Annotated in this window: 12 protein-coding genes; 4 read left to right on the top strand and 8 right to left on the bottom strand. The window is 56.7% G+C overall.

The window, feature by feature from the left end; genetic code table 11:
- Positions 1-85 precede the first annotated feature (85 nt).
- Complete coding sequence (locus AB3X86_RS34575; RefSeq protein ID WP_368599428.1) at positions 86-1,678, top strand: IS66 family transposase; 1,593 nt, start codon at positions 86-88, stop codon at positions 1,676-1,678.
- Positions 1,679-1,698: 20 nt separating this feature from the next.
- Entirely contained in the window at positions 1,699-3,138 is a 1,440-nt protein-coding gene (locus AB3X86_RS34570; protein ID WP_368599427.1) for a glutamine synthetase family protein, read from the top strand.
- 327 nt (positions 3,139-3,465) lie between these two features.
- Here AB3X86_RS34570 and AB3X86_RS34565 read toward each other — a convergent pair whose 3' ends face one another.
- The 4 genes from AB3X86_RS34565 to AB3X86_RS34550 all read right to left on the bottom strand — a co-directional run bounded on the left by AB3X86_RS34565 (position 3,466) and on the right by AB3X86_RS34550 (position 8,238).
- Positions 3,466-4,596 (bottom strand): amidohydrolase, encoded by a 1,131-nt coding sequence (locus AB3X86_RS34565; protein WP_368599426.1) that lies wholly within the window; start codon positions 4,594-4,596, stop codon positions 3,466-3,468.
- Positions 4,593-5,906 carry an MFS transporter gene (locus AB3X86_RS34560; RefSeq protein ID WP_368587790.1) on the bottom strand — a complete coding sequence of 438 codons (1,314 nt, stop codon included), beginning with the start codon at positions 5,904-5,906 and terminating at the stop codon, positions 4,593-4,595. The genes AB3X86_RS34565 and AB3X86_RS34560 overlap by 4 nt, the downstream gene beginning before the upstream one ends.
- A gap of 77 nt (positions 5,907-5,983) precedes the next feature.
- A complete protein-coding gene (locus tag AB3X86_RS34555) occupies positions 5,984-7,258 on the bottom strand; it encodes a CaiB/BaiF CoA transferase family protein (protein ID WP_368587791.1) in 1,275 nt (424 codons plus the stop codon).
- Complete coding sequence (locus AB3X86_RS34550) at positions 7,255-8,238, bottom strand: hydroxymethylglutaryl-CoA lyase (RefSeq protein WP_018434980.1); 984 nt, start codon at positions 8,236-8,238, stop codon at positions 7,255-7,257. The genes AB3X86_RS34555 and AB3X86_RS34550 overlap by 4 nt, the downstream gene beginning before the upstream one ends.
- A gap of 163 nt (positions 8,239-8,401) precedes the next feature.
- On the opposite strand from AB3X86_RS34550, the gene AB3X86_RS34545 reads away from it, so the two are divergent.
- Together AB3X86_RS34545 and AB3X86_RS34540 are read left to right on the top strand one after the other, a co-directional pair.
- Entirely contained in the window at positions 8,402-9,220 is an 819-nt protein-coding gene (locus tag AB3X86_RS34545; protein WP_184228284.1) for an IclR family transcriptional regulator, read from the top strand.
- A 572-nt stretch (positions 9,221-9,792) separates the two neighbouring features.
- On the top strand, positions 9,793-10,179 hold the full coding sequence (locus AB3X86_RS34540) for a hypothetical protein (protein ID WP_227717676.1): 387 nt from the start codon (positions 9,793-9,795) through the stop codon (positions 10,177-10,179).
- 816 nt (positions 10,180-10,995) lie between these two features.
- Here AB3X86_RS34540 and AB3X86_RS34535 read toward each other — a convergent pair.
- The 4 genes from AB3X86_RS34535 to AB3X86_RS34520 form a co-directional block, all read right to left on the bottom strand.
- The gene (locus tag AB3X86_RS34535) at positions 10,996-12,363 is read right to left on the bottom strand and encodes a carboxyl transferase domain-containing protein (RefSeq protein ID WP_184228242.1); all 1,368 of its coding nucleotides are present in this window, start codon (positions 12,361-12,363) and stop codon (positions 10,996-10,998) included.
- An 82-nt stretch (positions 12,364-12,445) separates the two neighbouring features.
- Positions 12,446-13,789: an amidase family protein gene (locus tag AB3X86_RS34530; RefSeq protein WP_368587026.1), complete on the bottom strand. Its 1,344-nt coding sequence runs from the start codon at positions 13,787-13,789 to the stop codon at positions 12,446-12,448.
- Between the two features lie 39 nt (positions 13,790-13,828).
- On the bottom strand, positions 13,829-15,517 hold the full coding sequence (locus tag AB3X86_RS34525; protein ID WP_368599425.1) for an FAD-dependent oxidoreductase: 1,689 nt from the start codon (positions 15,515-15,517) through the stop codon (positions 13,829-13,831).
- Positions 15,518-17,071: 1,554 nt separating this feature from the next.
- A complete protein-coding gene (locus AB3X86_RS34520; protein ID WP_368599424.1) occupies positions 17,072-20,119 on the bottom strand; it encodes an efflux RND transporter permease subunit in 3,048 nt (1,015 codons plus the stop codon).
- Between the last annotated feature and the right edge of the window lie 5 nt (positions 20,120-20,124).

Here is a 20,124-nt window from a genome sequence, read left to right as displayed (position 1 = left end):
CGAGGGCATCGACTGGCGACAGCCACGACGCACCGCCGCACTCTCGATGTTGTAAACCGCGAGGAAGGCTCGTAAACTGCGACGCATGCCCGATCAAGCGCCGCTGCCCGATAACGTCGCCGAGCTCCGTGCCATGGTGCTCGCGCAACAGGCATCGCTGCTTGAGCACCAGGCATCGATCGCGAAGATGGTGCAGGAACTCGCCGCGCGAGATGACGAGATCGAACGCCTGAAGGCGCAGATCGACAAGCTCAGGCGGATCCACTTCGGGCGCAAGTCCGAGCAACTCGCGAAGCAGATCGACAAGCTCGAGGCGCAGCTGGAGGACCTGACGGGCGGCCGTGGTGCTGCCGAGGCGCGTAACCAGCGAGACAGGACACCGAATGCGCCGGCCAGCAAATCGGCTTCGCGAGAGCCGCTCCCGCCACATCTGCCGCGCGAGGAGATCGTACTCGAGCCTGATCCGCTCTGCCCCAGATGCGCGACGAACATGCATTCCCTGGGCGAGGACGTATCCGAACAGCTCGCGCGCGTAGCCGCCGCATTCAAGGTCATCCGCACGACCCGGCGCAAATTGCTTTGCCCCGGCTGTGGCCATATCGAACAACTGCCGATGCCGGGCCTGCCGATCGAGCGCAGCATCGCGCATCCAAGCCTGCTGGCCGATATCGCGGTATCGAAGTTCGCGGATCACCAACCTCTGTATCGCCAGTCGGAGATCGCGGCTCGCGACGGCGTGACGCTTGATCGCGCCAGCATGGGCCGTTGGATCGGCCAGATCGTCGAGCTCTGCATGGTGCTGGTCGAGGCGATCCAGCGCTACGTGCTGGCTGCCGGCAAGCTTCATGGCGACGACACGACGGTTCCCGTTCTCACACCGGGCAACCAGAAGACGACAACCGGCCGATTCTGGGTCTATGTGCGCGACGATCGACGCTCGGGCTCGGCGGAACCTGCGGCAGTCTGGTTCACGTACTCGTCGGACCGCAAGGGTGTTCATCCGCAAACGCATCTCGCCAACTTCAAGGGAATCTTGCAGGCGGATGCCTACGCCGGCTTTGATCACCTGTATGCGAACGGCGACGTGCACGAAGCGGCGTGCTGGGATCACGCGAGGAGGTACATATACGACGTTCACGAGCGTACACCGACTCCAGATACCCGGGAACTGCTCGAGATGATTGGCGAGCTCTACAGCATCGAAGCCGACATTCGCGGCAAACCACCCGATGAGCGGTTCCGTGTGCGGCAGGAGAAGAGCAAGCCGCTGCTCAACACGTTCGAATCGACGATCAGGGCCAAGCTTGCGACGCTGTCGAAGAAGTCCACGCTCACGGGCGCGATCAACTACTCGCTGAACCACTGGGCGGCACTCACGTTCTACTGCGAGGACGGACGCGCCGAGATCAGCAACGTGCTCGCGGAAAATGCCCTGCGCTGTGTAGCGTTGGGCAGGAAAAACTACCTGTTCGTCGGCTCCGACAGCGGCGGTGAGCGTGCGGCGGCGATGTACAGTCTCATCGGTACGTGCAAACTCAACGAAATCAACCCACGTGCCTATCTCGAATACGTGCTCACTCATATTGCGGACCACAAGGTCAACCGCATCGACGAGTTGCTTCCCTGGAACGTGGCCGTCAAACTGAATCCGGCCCCTCCGCCCCCGCCAGCCGTTTGACCCGGTAGATCCAGAAGATCGTGTCCACGATCATGGAACGATCTCACGTGATCTACCCGGACCTCCTCACGCTCTCACATCATGCCCCACGCGCGCGCGAATCGGGGACCGGCCCTGCCGAGCCGCTTACGGATGTTGCTTCGGGTGCTATTGATACAGTTATCGCTTGCATGGTTGACATGCAAGGTCGGCTTGTCGGGAAGCGGTTTCAAGGGGACTTTTTCGTTAAGCATGGCTATCTGGAAACGCATGCCTGCAATTACTTGTTGGCCAATGATATCGAGATGGAACCGGTGGCAGGGTACACGTGTTCAAGTTGGGAAGCTGGATATGGCGATTTTGTGCTCAAGCCCGACCTTTCGACATTGCGGCGCATTCCTTGGCTTGAAGCGACGGCGTTGGTAATTTGCGATGTTTTCGACCAGTGTCAGGAGCCCGTTGCTCATTCGCCGAGGCAGATTCTACAGGAGCAGCTTCGTCGTCTGAACGAGAGGGGAATGGCCGCGTGCTTCGCATCGGAATTAGAGTTCTACCTATTCGATGAGTCTTACGAGTATATATCGATGAAGAAATTTCGCGACCTGTTAACCTCTGGAACGTACAACCAAGACTACCATATCCTGTCGACCTCGCGAGAGGAATCGGTCATGCGTCGGATAAGGAACGGATTGCACGGTGCGGGAATCGCGATCGAATGCTCGAAAGGGGAATCGGGGCCTGGGCAGGGCGAAATCAATGTACGCTACGCCGATCCGCTAGTGATGGCTGACCAACATACGCTAATTAAGCACGGCACCAAGGAAATTGCATCCCAGGAGAATAGAGCCATTACGTATATGGCCAAGTGGAACTACCAGTTGGCAGGTTCTTCCAGCCACATTCATTCCTCCCTGTGGACACTAGATGGAGCTCCGCTTTTTTTTGACAGAAATTCGCCCTATGGCATGGCCAATGTTATGCGCCACTACCTTGCGGGTCTTCTGAAGTATTCGAGAGACATCACGCTGTTTTTAGCGCCATACGTTAACTCATATAAACGATTTCAAAAAGGGACGTTCGCGCCGACCAAGGCGGTCTGGAGCCCAGACAATCGTACGGCTGGTTTCAGGGTTTGCCGCGAAGGCTCGTACGCGGCTAGGGTCGAATGTCGGATCGGAGGCGCGGATCTCAATCCATACCTGGCCTTCGCGGGGTTGATCGCGGCCGGCCTCGCGGGGATTGCCGAGAACCTCGAACTGCCCGGTCCATGTCATGGTGACGCGTACCGTGATCGCGATCTTCCGGATATTCCCAAAACGCTAAGAGAATCGATCGATGTTGCATCAAATTCAGCCTGGCTGCGGGATGTCCTGGGAGATGATGTTGTTAAGCATTACGTGCATGCGGCCCGGTGGGAACAGTTGGAATATGATCGCCGAATAACAGACTGGGAACTCGGGAGAGGATTCGAGAGAACCTAGGGGCAGGCTTACCGTTAGCTTGCTGCGGAGAACTGAGCATGCCCGATGCTACAGAAAGGGAAATGGGCGGCAAGTAACCCGAAAACTGCTACTGCAGATGGTGAAAATTCTTGCTACGATGACAAAAAGCGTCCGAGACGTACCGATGCTGGCAGTTGAACTGCCAGCATGGCGTCCTTGGCAAGGACGGTAGTTCCTTCCAAGTCGGCTTCATCAGACGGCTATCGCGCCGGTCCTGTCATACACACAAAGGCTGTCAACGCAGCTGTTGGGCCGACAGTGATGACGATGCTTCCGGGCCCGGCCGCGCTGATCGATCGGACGCACTCATTCGAAGCGGTAGGCTTTGGTGACCGTGCCCCGAAACAATGCTTCGCGCTCTGCGGGACTCGCTTGCGCAGTCAACTTCTTGAAGGCGTTCCAACCGTTGCTGAAGGGATAAGAGCCCTTGTCCACGGGGAAATTGCTTTCGAACATGCAGCGGGCCGCACCGAATGCATCGATACACGTATAGATCCATGGCTTCCACGCCTGTGCCAATTGGTCCGACGAGGGTGGGCGTTCGCCCTTTTCGAACTCGAAGCCATTGATGCGCATACCAAGGCCACCCACCTTCACATAGACATTCGGCAGTTCGGCGAGTGTGCGCATTGAACGGGACCACGCATCGAATACTTCCTCGCGCTGCTTTGCATAGCTGGCGATCCGGAGAACGCCGCCGCAATGGTTGATGATGAAAGGCGTATGAGGATTCGACTTGGCCAGCTCGTACAACTCCGGCAACTGCGGAAAGAATAACCACGCGTCGTATGACAGTCCAAGCGAAGCTAGTTGTGCGACTCCCGCCCCGTAGTCCGGATCGAGCAGCAGCCCTCGCGGGGGCGCCGATAATGGATTGACAAGGGTCCGGTCGGCATCCCAAGTAACGAGGTGCCTAACGCCACGAAATCTGCCATCGCCAGCATGCAGTTCTGCCTCGAGAGCATCGCGCACCGCTGATCCGCGGCGAAGATCAGCGTAGCCGACCATGGCTTTTGCAACCTGCGGCTTGCCGCTCTGCAAAGGAGTCGTAACGCTTGCAACATATTCGATTTCTCCCACAGGGCGCAGTGCCTCGGGACCAGACGGGCGATACCGTGTCAGCGCCTGCATGAACACCGAGGCAGTAATGTTATGTCCCGAGCGCGCGTCCTCGAGATACTCGTCCAGAAGGTAGGTCCATCCTGGGCGCTCGTAGAAGTGATGATGCGCATCGATGATCGGCATGTCGGGTTCGAGCGCGGCTTCGGTGCCGCGAGCGAGCCAGTCGGCCCGAACGGGAAGGTAATTGCTCGTTGTGCTCATGAGGTGCTTTTCCTCTCTTTCAAACGCATGGCGCCCGGTAACAGGGGAGAGAATCATGGAAGCTGAGGCAGTGCCGAGCAATTGCCGACGCCGCGGCGAATGTGATTTTTTCATGCCTGTTCTCCGGAAGCCAACGCATGAAGTGACAGTGTCAGCAATGTCGTGATGCCCAGCGCGATTGACAGGCCAATCATGCCGGCCGAGAACGTACCGAAACCGTCTTTCAGATAGCCGATGAGATACGGTCCGACAAAGCCGCCAAGCGCGCCGAACGAGTTGATGAAAGCGAGCCCACCGGCGGCCGCTTGGCCTGAAAGGAAGCTGGTTGGGAGCGTATAGAAGATCGTTCGCCCGGCAATCGTGCCGATAAGCGCGAGCGTTAGGCCGGCCATCGTCGGAAGCAGTTGATGAAAGTACGTCGAGACGCCGAGCGCGATTGCGCCGATCAGCAGACCCGCGGCCAGATTCGCTATCGGCCCGCCGCGACTGTCGACTCGTTTGGCCCACCAGAGCAACGCAACAGTAGCAAAGAAGTAAGGCACTGCCGACATCCAGCCCGTCTTTGCCACGCTCATGCCGTGAGCCCTCAGCATCTGAGGGAGCCAGATACCGATGCCGTAAGAGCCCATCGTGAAGCCGAAGGAAATCATCGCCAGAATGTAGGTTCGCACGTCCTTCAATGCCGCAACGAAATGCTTCTTCTTCCGACTTGACGTGTCTTCTCGATCGAACGCCCCCTGCAGAGCTTGCCGTTCGTCGTGCGACAACCACTTCGCATCGGCGGGCTTGTCGTCCAGCATTTTCAGTACCAGAAAACCGAGGACGCACGCGGGCAGTCCTTGAACGACGAACATCCACCTCCAGCCAGCTAGTCCCAAGACACCGTCCATGTGCAGCAGGCCAGCCGAGAGCGGCCCCCCCACGAGCGACGAGAGCGGCGTGGAGACGGTGAACCAAGCCAGAACTCGGGTGCGATAGGCAGGCGGAAACCAGACCGCGAGAAAAAAGATCACACCGGGGAAAAAACCGGCCTCGCCGATGCCAAGCATCAGCCGGATCGCGTAGAAGCTTTTCGGGCCGACAGCTAGTGCCGTTGCCGCTGCGAACAGCCCCCACGTGATCATGATGCGGGCGAGCCAGCGCCGTGCGCCGAAGCGGTACAGCGCGAGGTTACTCGGAATCTCGAACAAGCAATACCCCGCAAACATGATGCCAGCCCCCCAGCCGAACTGCGTGGCGGTCAAGTCCAGATCGCGGTTCATTGTCAACGCCGCGAAACCGACGCTGGTGCGATCGAGATAGTTGAAGAAGTACGCAAGCGCCAGTAGCGGAATGAAGCGCCGCGCGGCTTTTCTGACCGCGGAGTGCTCGAGGGTGGAATCCGCCGCGCGGCCTGTGGCGATATTCGATGAACTTAATGCCATGCCTCGTCTCCGGACAAATCGCGGCGTGCAGAGGCCCGGCCTCTGCGGAACAGTGACTGCTTGTTTGCTTCGCTGGTTCAGGCGCTGGCGAGTTCGTTCGCCGAAGGATTCGACGCATCGTGAGGCTGGGCGTCCCGACACTTGACAATCCCAGCCTCGACCAATCGTCCGAGATCCTCAGCCGTGTATCCGAGATCTGTCAGAAGCGCCTGAGTATCCTGACCGAGCGAAGGCGGCGGCGCGCGTAGATGCAGGCGCTCACCACCGAGCGTCAAGGGCAGCAGCGCAGTCCGTGTCGCGATGGCTTGCCCCGCATCGCTGGCGTCAGGCGGCAAAGTCACTTGGGCGAGTCCGCCGGTAGCGAGCAGGTGCGGATCATCGAAAAGGTCCTGCGGCTTCATGATCGGCGCATAAGGCAGCCCGCAGCGCTCGAAGATCGCGCTGATCTCCGTGGCGGTGAACGCTTCCAAATGTTTTTGAAGCTGCGGCAGCAACCATTCGCGGGCCTGCACGCGCAGATTGTTGGAGGCTAGCCGCTCATTCGACTTGAGCTCCGCCAGCCCGAAAGCGTCGCAGAACGGCGCCCATTGAGTATCGGAGACGACCGCAAGAAAGATCTGCTCGCCATTTTTCACCGAGAACACGTCATAGATGCCCCAGGCTGAAATGCGGCTTGGCATCGGCGCCGCGGCAGTACCGGTCACCGTGTACTGCATCATGTGCTGTGCTACGAGGAACACATTGTTCTCGAACAGCGCGCTTTGCACTTCCTGACCCCGGCCGGTGCGTTCGCGTTGTGCGAGGGCCGCCATCGCACCGATCGCGCCGAACATGCCTCCCATGATGTCGTTGACACTCGTTCCGGCGCGCAGCGGCCTGCCTTCCGGTCCCGTCATGTAAGCGAGGCCGCCCATCATCTGCACGACCTCATCCAGCGCGGTGCGATGGTCGTATGGGCCGGGCAGAAACCCTTTATGCGACACGTAGATGAGACGCGGATTGATCCTGGACAGTGCAGCATAACCGAGGCGAAGTTTGTCCATCGTGCCGCTCTTGAAGTTCTCGCTGAAAATGTCCGCCCCTGCAAGCAGCTTGTGAATGATTTCCACGCCGCGCGGATCTTTTACGTCGACAGCGATGCTCTTCTTGTTGCGGTTGAACGTGCTGAAGAAGCCCGCCCCGGACCCGCGCAAAGCGCGCGTGCTGTCGCCGGAAATGGGTTCGACCTTGATCACCTCCGCGCCGAGGTCCGCCAGCACCATGCCGCATGTGGGCCCCATCACCATGTGCGTCATCTCGACGACGCGTACGCCGCTATACGGCAAATCTTGGTTGGCTCGCACTTTGCTCATTGCGCTAGTCTGATCCGGTAGTCTTCCGGTTGCGGCGCACGGGGTGCGTGGCCGTCTGCATACGCGAATCCTTTGGGGAGCCCCGCGTCCTGCAAGTGTCCGTATAACGCTTCGCGAGGCAACGCATCGGCGAGAATGGCACGCGCGGCGATCAGCCTGTCGATGTCCACGCCCGTGTCATAGCCCATGGCTTCCAGCAGGAAGACCAAGTCCTCAGTCACGATGTTGCCGGTTGCGCCCGGCGCATAGGGGCAGCCGCCGAGACCCGCCTGGCTGGAGTCGATCGTCGTCACGCCGACTTCAAGCGCTGCGACGACGTTGGCAAGTCCCTGTCCGCGCGTGTTATGGAAGTGTGCACCGCCAGCCTTTGAGCCAAGTTCCGTTTGGAGCCGGCGAAACAGCCGGCGAACCTGGGTCGGGTTCGCGTAGCCGCTCGTATCGGACAGGCCGATTTCATCAACACCACACTCGGCCATTGCCAAACACATGCGCATCGTCTGGTCATCGGTCACAGTGCCGGCGATCGTGCAGCCGAAGGCAACCGAAATGCCGGCCTCTATCTCTACGTTTGGAAACCGTTCGTTGCGAAGCGCGACGATATTGCGCACTTCCTCGATCATCTGCTCATTGGTTTTCTGCATATTGGCCAGCGAGTGTTCTATGGTCACTGACACGGGAAGCGTGACCTTGTGCACGCCAGCTTCGAAACCGCGCTGACTACCACGCAGGTTCGGCGCGAGAACCGCGACGCGCAAATCCGGAATAGACAGCCCATGCGCGACGACTATACGAATGTCAGCCATCTGCGGCAGCAGCTTCGTCGGCACGAATGAACCCACTTCAATTTCCCTAAGACCCGCAGCGGCGAGCGCGGAGATCCATCGCAGCTTCGCTGCAGTGGGCATCACGGTTTTAACGCTCTGCAATCCGTCGCGCGGCCCGACCTCGCTGATCAACACTTCGGGATTCGGGGTATTCAAGAGTAACTCCATGGTTCTATACAATAGATCCTAGGTCTACGTGATAGAACTCTAGATGGTCGGATTAATCTCGTTAATAAGGGTAAACCCTCGATGCCAAAGTGAAACTTGAGTTCTGTCAAGCGAAACCGTAAAGTGACGGCAATTGACCAAAGGGGAAGAAATGACTGGCATTGGGCCCGACGACGGGCAGCGTTCAGTCGACGCATCGAAGACAAGCAGCGGAGTCGCGGTTCTTGACCGAGCTTTTGCTATTCTGAGCGCATTCGGCCCGACCGACGACCAGTTGACGCTAACCGAGCTTTCGCGCCGTGCCGGGTTGTACAAAAGTACGGTCTTGCGGTTGCTCGGCGCTTTAGAGCACGGCGGATTTATCCGGAAGTTGAATGACGGTCAGTACTCTATCGGACCTCAACCGCTACGGCTCGCAATGCTTTACCAGCGGTCTTTTCAAGTCGGTCCAGTGGTGGAGCCGATCCTTCAGCAGCTCAGTCGGGACTTGGGCGAGACGGCATCTTTCTATGTGCGGCAAGGTGACCAGCGCTTAGTTCTGTACCGCGTGGAGCCTTCGAGAAGCGTGAGAGTAGCGATACGTATTGGGGAGGAATTCGCGATTGACAACGGCGCCTCCGGCAAAGTACTGCTCGCTTTCACTGAATCGTCAGATCCGCGCTGGAATCGGGTGCGGGAACAATTGTGCGCGGTCTCATACGGTGAACGCGATCCTGAAACGACATCAGCATCGGTGCCGGTGTTCGATTCAACCGGTCAGCTAGTAGGCGCTCTGACTCTATCGGGACCGAAGGGCAGATTCGACACCCCATCTACGATCAAGCTTGCTCTTAAGGAGTTGCTTCTCAGCGCGCAGCGAGCGACGGTTGCCTTGGGGGGCAGGGGCGCGAAATACGATGCAAGCATCGCCAGATTCGTCCAGGAAGACGCCCCAAATCTTGAAGGAGTGGATATCGATAGAAGCAGCTAAATGCGTCTCTTCATCGGCGCCTTTTGGTTGGTCCGCCTCGCCAACCGCTCTAGGAGCAAGACGACCTTACGGTCTCGCTGCTTCTATATTCGATAGAGTTTTCTGATGAATTGCCCACGACCGTCCGTGTGTAATTTATCTGCGGCGCTGATCGCGGGCATCGACGCGAACATCTCCTGGTTGTGACTGATCCTTATATCGACGAACTCGCCAAAGAGCAGTGCCTGCCGCTCACACTGTTCGCATGGTGGTTAGTGCCTGCGCGCAACGTTAGTCACCGACCGGGTGGCGCGTGGTGTTGATCATCGGCTCCTGGGGTACGCTTGTCATGTGGGCGATCCGCCGCCAACTGCCGGGAAAACCGGCGCCGGCTTGCGCAGCACGCCATCTACAAGCAGCGGACAGTGTGACGCTCACGCTCACCTCGGCTCGTGGGCTAGCATGAGACACAGCGCGTGCATGGTATTTGCAAAGCAGCTCATCGTTGCGTGCCTTCCAATGACGCTATAGGGACAATCTATCGTCACTTCCCCCAACGTTCGGATCTAGTTGTAGCCGCGTTGTGCAGTGAGGTGGATGCCTGCGCCGATGCCGGCTTTGAACTTGCCGCCACGCTTGGCGCTGGCGACGCATTAGTAGGATGGATTGAACGCTACGTCGATTTTGTGACGAGGAGACGCGGTCTCGCCGCGGCTCTGAATTCGGGCGATGCCGCGTTCCGGGCATTGCCGACCTATTTTCTTGACCGACTCCGGCCTGTCGTTCAGAGCCTTCTTGATGCCGCCACAGATTCGGGCGATATTCGCAAGGGAATACGGCCCGAAGAAGTTTTGTGCGCGGTAGCCGCCCTGTGCGCTCCGCTTGAATGTCCCGATCCGCCCGATGCCCGGAGGTTGGTGGCTGTGTTTCTCGATGGATTGCGCTACGGTGCGAGCAACAGGATTCTAGTCCGGGGTTGACTTAGCGACGATAGCGCGACTATCGCCACTTTTTGTTGGGCGCTTTTGCCGACCAACTGCTCAAGCGGCTTGCCGGATCGTCGAGCATCAGTGCGATTCACCCGGTTCCGCAAAATCGTCTCATACGGCGCATCGCACGATATTGCCATCGAGACGCTCTTCAGGGAGAAATCGTGAGTGCGGCGATCGACCACTTGCGGACCAAGCGCGTGTCTGGCCGCGCCCGCGCGACGGGCGCGCTGTCGCACCCGTCACCGGGCCCGGACGCGGAAGTCGGGCGAGTCCGGCTTCCTCGCCCAGGACTTTGGTCCCGCAGCGCGAATGACAATAGTGTATATGTTACATCTCCCCTAGTTCAGCGGCAGGTTTTGTGCACGTCATTTCTTCAAATAGAACTAATCCGGGAGGCACGCTCGACGTGCGCAAAGGCGCCACAGTGAAGTCGGTGCGCGTGTAGACACCACACAATCCGATCGGAGCAGTTCAAAAGCGGCCGGTTTTTGCATCGGCAGCTGAACTGCAATCCTTGGCATAAAAGCAGTCGCACTATGCAGGTTACAAGTCGGCGTGCCAAACGCATCTGTCCTGGGCATCGTCCTGCTGAGCCTGACACGCAGCGCAATCTTGTTGATAGTGCGTGGACCCCGCCTAGCGCGATGAACGTGACATGCGTACATCGAATCGCTGGTTATCATGACGCAGTGCCGGATGACCGTGGCGCGGCAACAGTCCAAAGAAGTTTGATCGCGGCAGTGCTACGACTTGGACACGATAGTCTGGCAAGTCGCGCATTGTCCCGCGATCAGAACATCCGACTCAAGATCTGCCTGCTTCCGCGAACAAGTATCTCGAAACCTGCTCCCGGGTATCTTCTATTTCAATGACGTCGGTGATCAGTCCACTGGCCTTCAACAGTTCGGGATTTACGATTTCGTCGGTCAGCTTCTGTATTATGTCTCTTGTCGTTTCATCAAGTTCTGGCATGACTTTTGTCATCGTATCGGGACCGAAAACACCAATGTGAGCCTGCGGATAAGCCAAGACTGCTACTGGGTTAAAGCCAGGGCCGCACATAGCATACACGCCTCCCGTGTACGCTTTTCTTGCAATGAGCAGCAACTTAGGTACTTTGCTTCGAACGTGTGCCCTGAACAAATCTGCCGCTGCAGAAAAAATCCCACTATTTTCGGCCTCTCGGCCTATCATAAATCCAGGGATGTCAGCAATAAACATGATCGGTATCCGGACTTTCTCAGCCACACCAACCATTTTGACTATTTTGGTAGCGGATTGCCTGTGAATGGCACCGCCCTTATAGCGGGGATTGTTGGCAATGATAGCGACCGCGCTTCCTTTAATGGTCGCGTAGCCTGTCAACACTTCCTTTGCGTATTCGGGGCTAATTTCGGTGAAACTGTCCTTGTCGACGAAAGAATGCAGCAACTGATGCATGTCATAGGGCGTACGATGATCCGATGGAATCAAGCTCTTGAAATCAGCTGCTTCGGGTTCTTCATATCCCAGACCACGGTTCGCTCCGCGGTTGGCGCTGACGTGAAGCAACTGCCTTACACATCCGAATAGGTCTTCTTCATCTTCGAATACCAATTGAACTGAACCTGAGTGCTTGCTGTGAACGTCTGTTCCACCTAGCGAATAGAGATCTGAATCCTGAGCCAGCATGGCCTTCACCATATCGGGGCGACCCATGCACAAGGCGCCCTTTTTGGTCATCAACACCAAGTCAGCCAGCATCAGTGGTAAGGCCAAGGGGCCTGAGGTCGGGCCGAGTATGGCGGAAATTAGCAAATTCTTCTCGGCCAACTCCGCGAGAGATGCACTGACTCTGCCCATTCCAGTTGGTGATAAAAGCAGTTTCGACATGTCCGATGAAAGAACTTTTGTGGTATCGAAACTATCTGTCCCTCCGGGACGGTCCTGAACGTAAATCAATGGGGCGCAACTGTCCCGGGCTATCGTTACGGTCTTTGTAATCTGCGTGGCGGTGCGCCACTGTCCGCTTCCTCTGAATTCACAGTCTCGTCCCCGATTCATGACCAGAAACGTTCTTACGGAATTTATAGACCCTTCGCCGCAGATGAAATGACTTCTCTCGACAGGGTGATGGTCGACAAAACTACCGGCGTCAAAGAGAGTGTTTATTCTTTGCAATGAAATCTGCATTGGCTACCGCCTCCGAAACGGTGTGCGAATCGTTTGCTGCTGCCTGCGCATGAAACATTTCGCAGTGAAGATGGCAGTCGTGTTACGACGAATTCAGAACGTCTTCTACAGACGTTGCCATAGTCAAGAGGCGGCGGTCCTGACCTCGTGGTGCGTCAAGGCTCAAACCAACGGGCAATGCACCATCCGGAGCAACAGGAAGCGTAACCGAGGGCATCGCGGCATTGCTGGCCAAGTCGGTATTACGTATCACCTCCGAGAAAAGTTCGGGCCGCCCGGCATCGCTACAGTGGGGAACGCTGCGTGGAACCGTCGGGTATGCGAGAAAATCGATACCTTGGGTGGTGAACAGGTTTTTCATTTGCTGACGCAAAAGGCCCACATTCTGAATCGCAAAAGAATAATCCGCCGCAGAGATCAGTTGCGCACTGAGGTTGCTGTGGACGATGTTGCGGACAGCTTCATCACGGATGTTATCGAATATCGTATTTATCCTGTTGGCCCAACCGAAGGAAAGCAATGTGCGTGGAAAGTCCATGAAGAATTCGTAAACGGGAATGGTGAAGGTTCCGATCCTATTTAAGTCGGCAACAGCCGAGTCGTCCAGATCAACGCACTCGAACCCCGCGCGGATCAGACGCGTGATCGCACGCCAACAATGCTTTCGGACATCTTCATTGAGGTCACTCCACATGGACGCCGGAAGTCCTATGCGGCAAGGAGTACCAATCTGTTTTGCCGGCGGGCGGGTACCGGTGGACAGCAGCTCATATATCATCAACGCGTCCTTCGCCGTGCGCGTCAAAAGCCCAGGTGAATCTTTAGTGCGAGAAACTGGAATGATTCCAGCTGAAGACCAGTGACCGCTTGTAGGCCTGAAGCCGATAATGCCACAGAAGGCGGCCGGTATCCGCACTGAGCCGCCAGTGTCAGTTCCGATCGCCATCGGAACAATCCCGGCAGCCACTGCGGCCGCGCAACCGCCACTGCTTCCGCCCGCCAGATATCCCGGAGCCGTCGGGTTGCCCACCGTTCCCCACCTCGGATTGACCGATGTGATGCCAAAACTAAGTTCATGCATATTGTTCTTACCGGCGACGACAGCGCCCAAGGATTTCAGTTTTCGGACGATAATGGCATCGCGTGTCGCTATGCATCCTTCCATCCCTGGCGTACCGGCGGTTACTGGAAACCCGTTAGCACAAATATTGTCTTTCAATGAGAAGGGGATGCCGTAGAGTGGTGCACCTTTCAGCACATCATTCGGCCTTGCGAAATGCGCATCGAGGTCGCGACTACCAATGAAACAATTGAGCTTCGACTGACTAGCATTGGCGCTAATTGCGTGCTTCCGCATGTCATCCGCAGAGATTTCACCATCGCGTATACCATCACAAAGCGATTCCAGAGAGTCTTCCGAATACATAAAGTGTCCCAAAATAGGGTGTCGTCAGAGCATGCGATATCAGTAGTGATAGGCACTGCGTATTTCGTCGAGAGGATTGCCCCGTAGAAGGTCTCCGCCTGTACTGCGTATAACGGCGCAGGCGCTATTGATAGCCGTCTGGATCGCCCCCTCGATCCAACCACCGGTGAATGAACAACCACATCCAGCCAAATATAGGCCGGTATCCGTTGCAAGGTCGTTTGCCGTCTGAAATTGAAAAAAAAGCCGCTGTGAGTACACATCTTCACCGGGATAGTTGAGTTTAAACGCACCGGAAGATTGGGGATCAGTCAACCAGTCATGGTGAAGGATAGCATGCTCGTAGTCGTCATCCACGGGAGTCAGGTGGCGCGCAAGTTCAGGGTTGAATGTAGCAAGGGCGTTGACAAAACGCTCGCAGCGCTGCTTTTTGTCGGGGACGCTTAGTAGCTTATGCGCGTCGTCCTCCCACGTGTAGCTAAGCAAAACTACACCTGGACCGTCTGGCCTATCGGGCTCGTAGTCAAGGCAATATACCCCGCGCGCAAAACTGTCAGATTGAATTGTGACTGGCAAATCGTTACCGATCCAAAATTTACCATGTGTAAGCATGAATAGTTTTGATGACCCGGTGAGATGCGTTTCTCTAACGGCTCGTGAGACGTCTCGACTGAGAAACGTCTCGTCGTCGGTCAGGCCGTGAACCATCTGCATTGTCCTTGTGTTGCTGGTAACGATAACTCGGTCAAAGGTCATGATTTCGCCCGCGTCAGTCATCAGCCTTATCTTTCCGTCTTCTTTGTAGATACGGCCCACGCCATTGAAGCGAACCCGGTCAGCAACGGTGCATTCTCCGATCTTCTCTGCTGCGAGGCACTCAGCTAGTGTAGAAATTCCGCAAGAGACCAAGCGTTGATCGTCCATGTAGCCATTGATGACGAGCCGTAGTATTTCGGTGAATGCCGCCTGATAAACGGGAAGGAAGCCTCCAGAGCCTATGCCCAAAGAACCGAATAGTTCAAAGTCGTCAGGCCGTTCCCAGCGGATGTCTCCGGGCGGGCGAGATCCAGTGAAGATGGCCACGATGGCTGCATAAAAAGAACTGTCACGAAACACGTCGAGCCACGTTTGCCATTCCGCTCGGGCTTTCTCAAACCGGCCTGACCTCAACATTGCGGTGATTTTTGCGGGAGCAACTAGAGACGTACCGTTGATCACGCATCCTTCCTGCAAAAAGGCTCTCCAGCCTTCGTAGACGACTCTGAATAATGGGGGCGGCGGTTCTCCCGCGCGCCAGATATGGCGAGTACCGCGATAGTGCAATTCGGTATCGACCATTCCTGGATCCGGGAAAGAGGCTGTCGTCGAAATACCGTACCTGTCAAGATAATGAAAAAGACCGGTCGCAGTCGGAGGAAATCTCATTGCACCCATTTCAGCAATGAGATGCGGGTACCGTGGATCAAAAGCTTGTGACCATACTCTACCTCCGATGCGATCGCGGGCTTCAAACACGGTGACATCGGTGACACCTGCTCGCATCAATTCCGCCGCGGCCAGAAGCCCGCTAATGCCAGCCCCCACGATTGCAACCCGCGGCGTCTGTAAACTGGGTGAAAACGAGCCAATTGCTCCTTCTGATTTGCAAATGTCGAGGAAAGGAGCGTAGTCATACAATAGGTCAATAGTCGGTGATGCAATTTGTGAAGATGCGGAGCAGTTTTTCATGAATTATCTCGCTTTGGAGTACCTCTACCCGTCGAAAAGACGATCACTGAGAGTAACGCTACGATTTAGATAAGAGAGAGGGAAAGATTGCTTATTTCGTTGCCAATAACTTGGTTGTCTGTCAAGGCAAACCGCTATTTATTTTTAGTATCCGTGTATGCCACGATAGCAAATCGTCTACCTCAGGATCAAACAAATAAAATTGATACTTGTGAGAAGATATCGTGAGGTCAGAACCGGTCGTCTATTTTTTGTCGCCGCCGAGTTGCCTAAACATCGCTTGCGAAGACGTGAAGGCAATGTCGCAACGAGGCGAGCGTCAGGATGTCGACTGGAAAAGGTTACCTCGTGCTCGATATCGGCTAACTTGAGGACGAGAACCCGTGGGCATATAACTTTCGGACTGGACTCGATTGCGGGTTGGTGGCGTGGAGTTGCCCTATAACCCCGGGGAAACGCACATCGTCTTCACGAACGAGTGAGCCATACAATTGCTGTGGGCCAGTGTACGTGCGTGGTCAGCGGATGCGGGGGGAAGGCAGTTCGCGCCCGAAGATACGCGTGCCATGGTCGATGTAGGTAGAGCGTTGTACGTCATCCGTTCGACGAGCTGCGCTGCTCGACGGCAATCAGCATCACGTCGTGCGCCACGCTACCGGTATGGCTTCGAGTTGTCGCAGTCCAGCTAATCGCCTCCGGTTGCGGCAGGCAGCTCGAAGGTTACACACAGGGAAGAGCCATCGTCGCACCGGAACTTGAAGCCATCGGAGCACGAATGGTATTGCTGTTGTCCACGGCAACAACACGATCGTCGTGCTGCCACGTGTATCGCAGCGCCCCGAGACGGCGCAGCAGCAGATGATGCCCTCAGATAAGCCGATACACGCGCTTGTGGTTGGGCTACGGGGCGATCTGTTCTCGCCCGGAATGCGGTAGCGCCCAGACACCTGAAGTCGGAAGAAAATGCGTTACATGGACCAGCATTTCTTCGAGACATTCTGAGTCATCGGACGGTGTGGCGCTACGACCGCTTTGCCAATCGGACAAGCGAGCCCGTTTTCACTGCTACGTCATAGCGGACCGCGCCGAGAACTTCGCAGACCGCTTCAATCGTCGCCCCCCGCACCAAGGCGGGCGCGCAAACACGTCTTTGTGCGCGCCATTCCAAACCTTCTTTTAAGGTTCCGACAGCGGTCGTCCTAGTCCGCTGCGGCGTGCTCTGATGACGGTGCGACGTATCGTCAGCTTTCATCGCCGCCACTCCGCCTTCCTGCAATTGCTCGGTCCGACCGGACACCTGGTTCGGGTTAACGCCTCGCCAACGGTGCTCCGGTTCACTCATAAATTCAACGGTTTCACATAATGTCTAGGCTTACCGCTAGCCTAGGCTATCCCTGATCTTAGGGGAGCCTTCGTGTCCTCAGATACGTGGGGCTGATCAATGGCGAGACACAAAGACCCGCGTGAAGGCGGTCCTTACCGTCATCGCAAGTCGCTTGCTCCAGCCACGCCGCGGCGCGAGGAGTGCACGAAAAATTGCACAGTTGATGGCGGTCACGTCATTGCTGTTGTCTTCTTGTGATGTTCTGCACCTAACAACATGTACATCGACGGGACAACGAACAGTGTGAACAGAGTGCCGATCGACAGTCCCGTGAATATTACCAGCCCGATCGCGTTGCGCCCTGCCGCGCCAGCGCCGGACGCAATCACTAACGGCAGAACACCAAGCACCATGGCGGCTGTAGTCATTACGATCGGGCGCAGGCGCGCGCCTGCCGCTTCTTCAAGAGCTTCGCGCTTGCTGCGGCCTGAACGCTGTAACTCATTCGCGAACTGCACGATGAGAATGCCATGCTTGCTGATAAGCCCCATGAGTGTGACCAGTCCGACTTGCGTGTAGATGTTGAGCGTGGAAACGCCGATGTTAATGAAGATCAGCGCACCGAACAACGCCAACGGCACTGATACCAGAATGACGATGGGATCGCGGAAGCTTTCAAACTGCGCCGCGAGTGCAAGGAACACAATGACCGCTGCGAACATCAGAGTGATTAGGAAGCCGCCCGACTCCTGCATGAATTGGCGCGAAAGTCCGGAATAGTCCATGTTGTATCCTGAGGCAGCGACGCGGGTTGTGGCGTTGCGCAGGAACTCGAGTACTTCGCCCTGCGAAACGCCGGGTGCGACTACGGCCGAGATCGTTGCCGAATTCATTTGCTGAAAATGGTTGATGGATTCGGGCACAACCGTCGACTTCAGATGCGAGACAGTCGAAGCAGGGATCATACTGCCGTCGGAAGTGCGCAGGTTGTAGTCTAATAGCTGCGATGGGTTCATTCGGTCGACCTGCTGAAGTTGTGGAATCACCTTGTAAGAACGGCCGGCGACCGAGAAATAATTCGCGTAGTTACCACCGAGCGCAGCTCCGAGCGCCTGTCCCATGTCGCTTTGCGTAAGGCCGAGCGAGGCGACCTTGTCGCGGTCAACCATCAGAACGGTCTCGGGCTTGTCGATCTTTAGGTCGCAGTCGACAAAGAGGAACATGCCGCTTTCGCGCGCCTGTTGCAAAACCGCCTGGGTTACTTCGTTAAGGTTATCGAAAGGCTCAGTCGTGTTGATCACGAACTGCACCGGGAAGCCTTGCGCACCGGGCAGGGGTGGAAGCTGGAAAGCAGCAACTCGCGCGCCGGCGATGCCATTCCACTTCTGTTGAAGCTCCTGTTGCAACTCGGAGGCACCTCTCTTGCGCCTGTCCCATGTCGTGAAGAGCACGCCGCCGAAGCCCTGATTCAATGTCGGCGCGCCTGTCAACTGAAACATCTGCGCATACTCGGGCAATTGCTTAGATATCTGGAAAACCTGGTCGGCATACATCTGCATCTGTTGAATCGTCGCATTGGGTGGTCCCTGGATCAGCGACAGTACGATGCCTTGGTCCTCCTGGGGGGCGAGTTCGGACTGTGACGTCGCAAATAAATAGATGGTCCCGCATAACAGTATTGCACCCATCACGACGAATACGGTCCATGTGTCCAGTATCGAGCGCAGGAGCCGCATGTAACCCCGATGCACTTTCTCAAACTGCTGATGGACGAAACGGTTGAAGCGTCCGGGTTGCTGCTCGTGATGAAAGAGTCGCGAGCACATCATTGGCGATAGGCTTAGCGCGACCACCCCCGACATAGTGACCGCGCTTGCCAGTGTAAATGCGAACTCCGTGAACAGTGCGCCCGTCAGTCCGCCCTGGAAGCCAATGGGGAGATAGACGGCAATCAACACAACAGTCATTGCGAGTATCGGGCCACTGAGTTCGCGCGCGGCGATGAACGCGGCATCGAAGGGACGCTTGCCCCCGGTCGTCAGGTGTCGGTCGAAATTCTCAACCACGATGATCGCGTCATCGACCACGAGTCCGACCGCGAGCACCAGCGCGAGCAGCGTCAGTAGATTAATGGAGTAGCCGAGCAACTGCATCATGAAGAATGTGCCGATCAGAGACAGCGGCATCGCGAACAAGGGCACTATCACCGCGCGGAAGCTGCCGAAGAACAGGTAAATCACTAGCGTTACGATCAGTAGTGCCTCGACGAGCGTCTTCACCACTTCGTCGATGGCAGTCTCGATAAAGTCCGTGGCATCATAGACGATGTCGCTCGACACCCCCGTGGGGAGCTGCTTCTGCAGATCAGGGAACACAGCTTTGACGCGTTTCGCTACTTCGAGCAGGTTCGCGTCGGGCGCTACCTTGATCCCAATGAACACCGAGCGTTTTCCACTAAAAGCGACATTGGAGTCGTAGTTGTCCGCACCCAATACAACATTGGCGACATCCTCTAGGCGCACGATCGCGCCGTTCTTCTGCTTGATAACCAGCTTCCTGAAGTCTTCGACGGAATGCAGATCGGTACCAGCGTTTAGACTGACGCTGGTCATCTGGCCTTTGGTTGCTCCGAGCGTCGCCAGATAGTTGTTGTTGCCGAGTGCGGTGTAGACGTCAGAAGCCGTGACGTTGTGCGCTGCGAGCCTGGTGGAATCAAGCCACGCGCGCAACGCGAACTGACGGCCGCCGAGAACCTCTGCGGTTTGCACGCCCTGAATTGAATCGAGCTTCGGCTTGACAACGCGCAGCAGATAGTCCGTGACGTTGTTGCTTGGCAGGACATCGCTGTAGAAGCCCATATACATCGTGTCAGTAGTCTGGCCGACCTGAATCGTCAACACTGGCTGTTGCGCTTGGGGTGGCAACTGGTTCCGCATAGACGCGATTTGGGTGTTGATCTCTGTTAGCGCGCGGTTCGGATCGTAGTTCAGGCGGAGAGTCGCGGTGATACTTGAGACACTCGTGCTACTCTTCGACGACATGTAATCGATGCCTTGCACCTGTGCGATCGCGGCTTCGAGCGGCTGAGTAACGAAGCCGGCCATCGTCTCGGCGCTAGCGCCATAGTACGAGGTGGTGATGGTAACGACGCCAGTGCCGGTCTGGGGATATTCGCTAACCTTAAGTGTCGACAGGGAACGTAAGCCCAGCACGAGGATGAATAGGCTTACCACGGACGCGAGGACCGGCCGTTTGATAAATATGTCGGTGAAATCCATCTGAG

Origin of the sequence: Paraburkholderia sp. BR14374 (assembly GCF_040948685.1) — a bacterium.
Lineage (GTDB): Bacteria > Pseudomonadota > Gammaproteobacteria > Burkholderiales > Burkholderiaceae > Paraburkholderia > Paraburkholderia youngii.
This window is presented reverse-complemented; position numbering and strand designations above follow the sequence as displayed.

What these genes read in the sequence shown, in the direction of transcription:
- AB3X86_RS34575 (WP_368599428.1), top strand. Translation starts at nt 86, where the DNA reads ATGCCCGATCAAGCGCCGCTGCCCGATAACGTCGCCGAGCTCCGTGCC.
- AB3X86_RS34535 (WP_184228242.1), bottom strand. Translation starts at nt 12,363, where the DNA reads ATGCAGATTTCATTGCAAAGAATAAACACTCTCTTTGACGCCGGTAGT.
- AB3X86_RS34520 (WP_368599424.1), bottom strand. Translation starts at nt 20,119, where the DNA reads ATGGATTTCACCGACATATTTATCAAACGGCCGGTCCTCGCGTCCGTG.
- AB3X86_RS34545 (WP_184228284.1), top strand. Translation starts at nt 8,402, where the DNA reads ATGACTGGCATTGGGCCCGACGACGGGCAGCGTTCAGTCGACGCATCG.
- AB3X86_RS34560 (WP_368587790.1), bottom strand. Translation starts at nt 5,906, where the DNA reads ATGGCATTAAGTTCATCGAATATCGCCACAGGCCGCGCGGCGGATTCC.
- AB3X86_RS34525 (WP_368599425.1), bottom strand. Translation starts at nt 15,517, where the DNA reads ATGAAAAACTGCTCCGCATCTTCACAAATTGCATCACCGACTATTGAC.
- AB3X86_RS34530 (WP_368587026.1), bottom strand. Translation starts at nt 13,789, where the DNA reads ATGTATTCGGAAGACTCTCTGGAATCGCTTTGTGATGGTATACGCGAT.
- AB3X86_RS34565 (WP_368599426.1), bottom strand. Translation starts at nt 4,596, where the DNA reads ATGAAAAAATCACATTCGCCGCGGCGTCGGCAATTGCTCGGCACTGCC.
- AB3X86_RS34555 (WP_368587791.1), bottom strand. Translation starts at nt 7,258, where the DNA reads ATGAGCAAAGTGCGAGCCAACCAAGATTTGCCGTATAGCGGCGTACGC.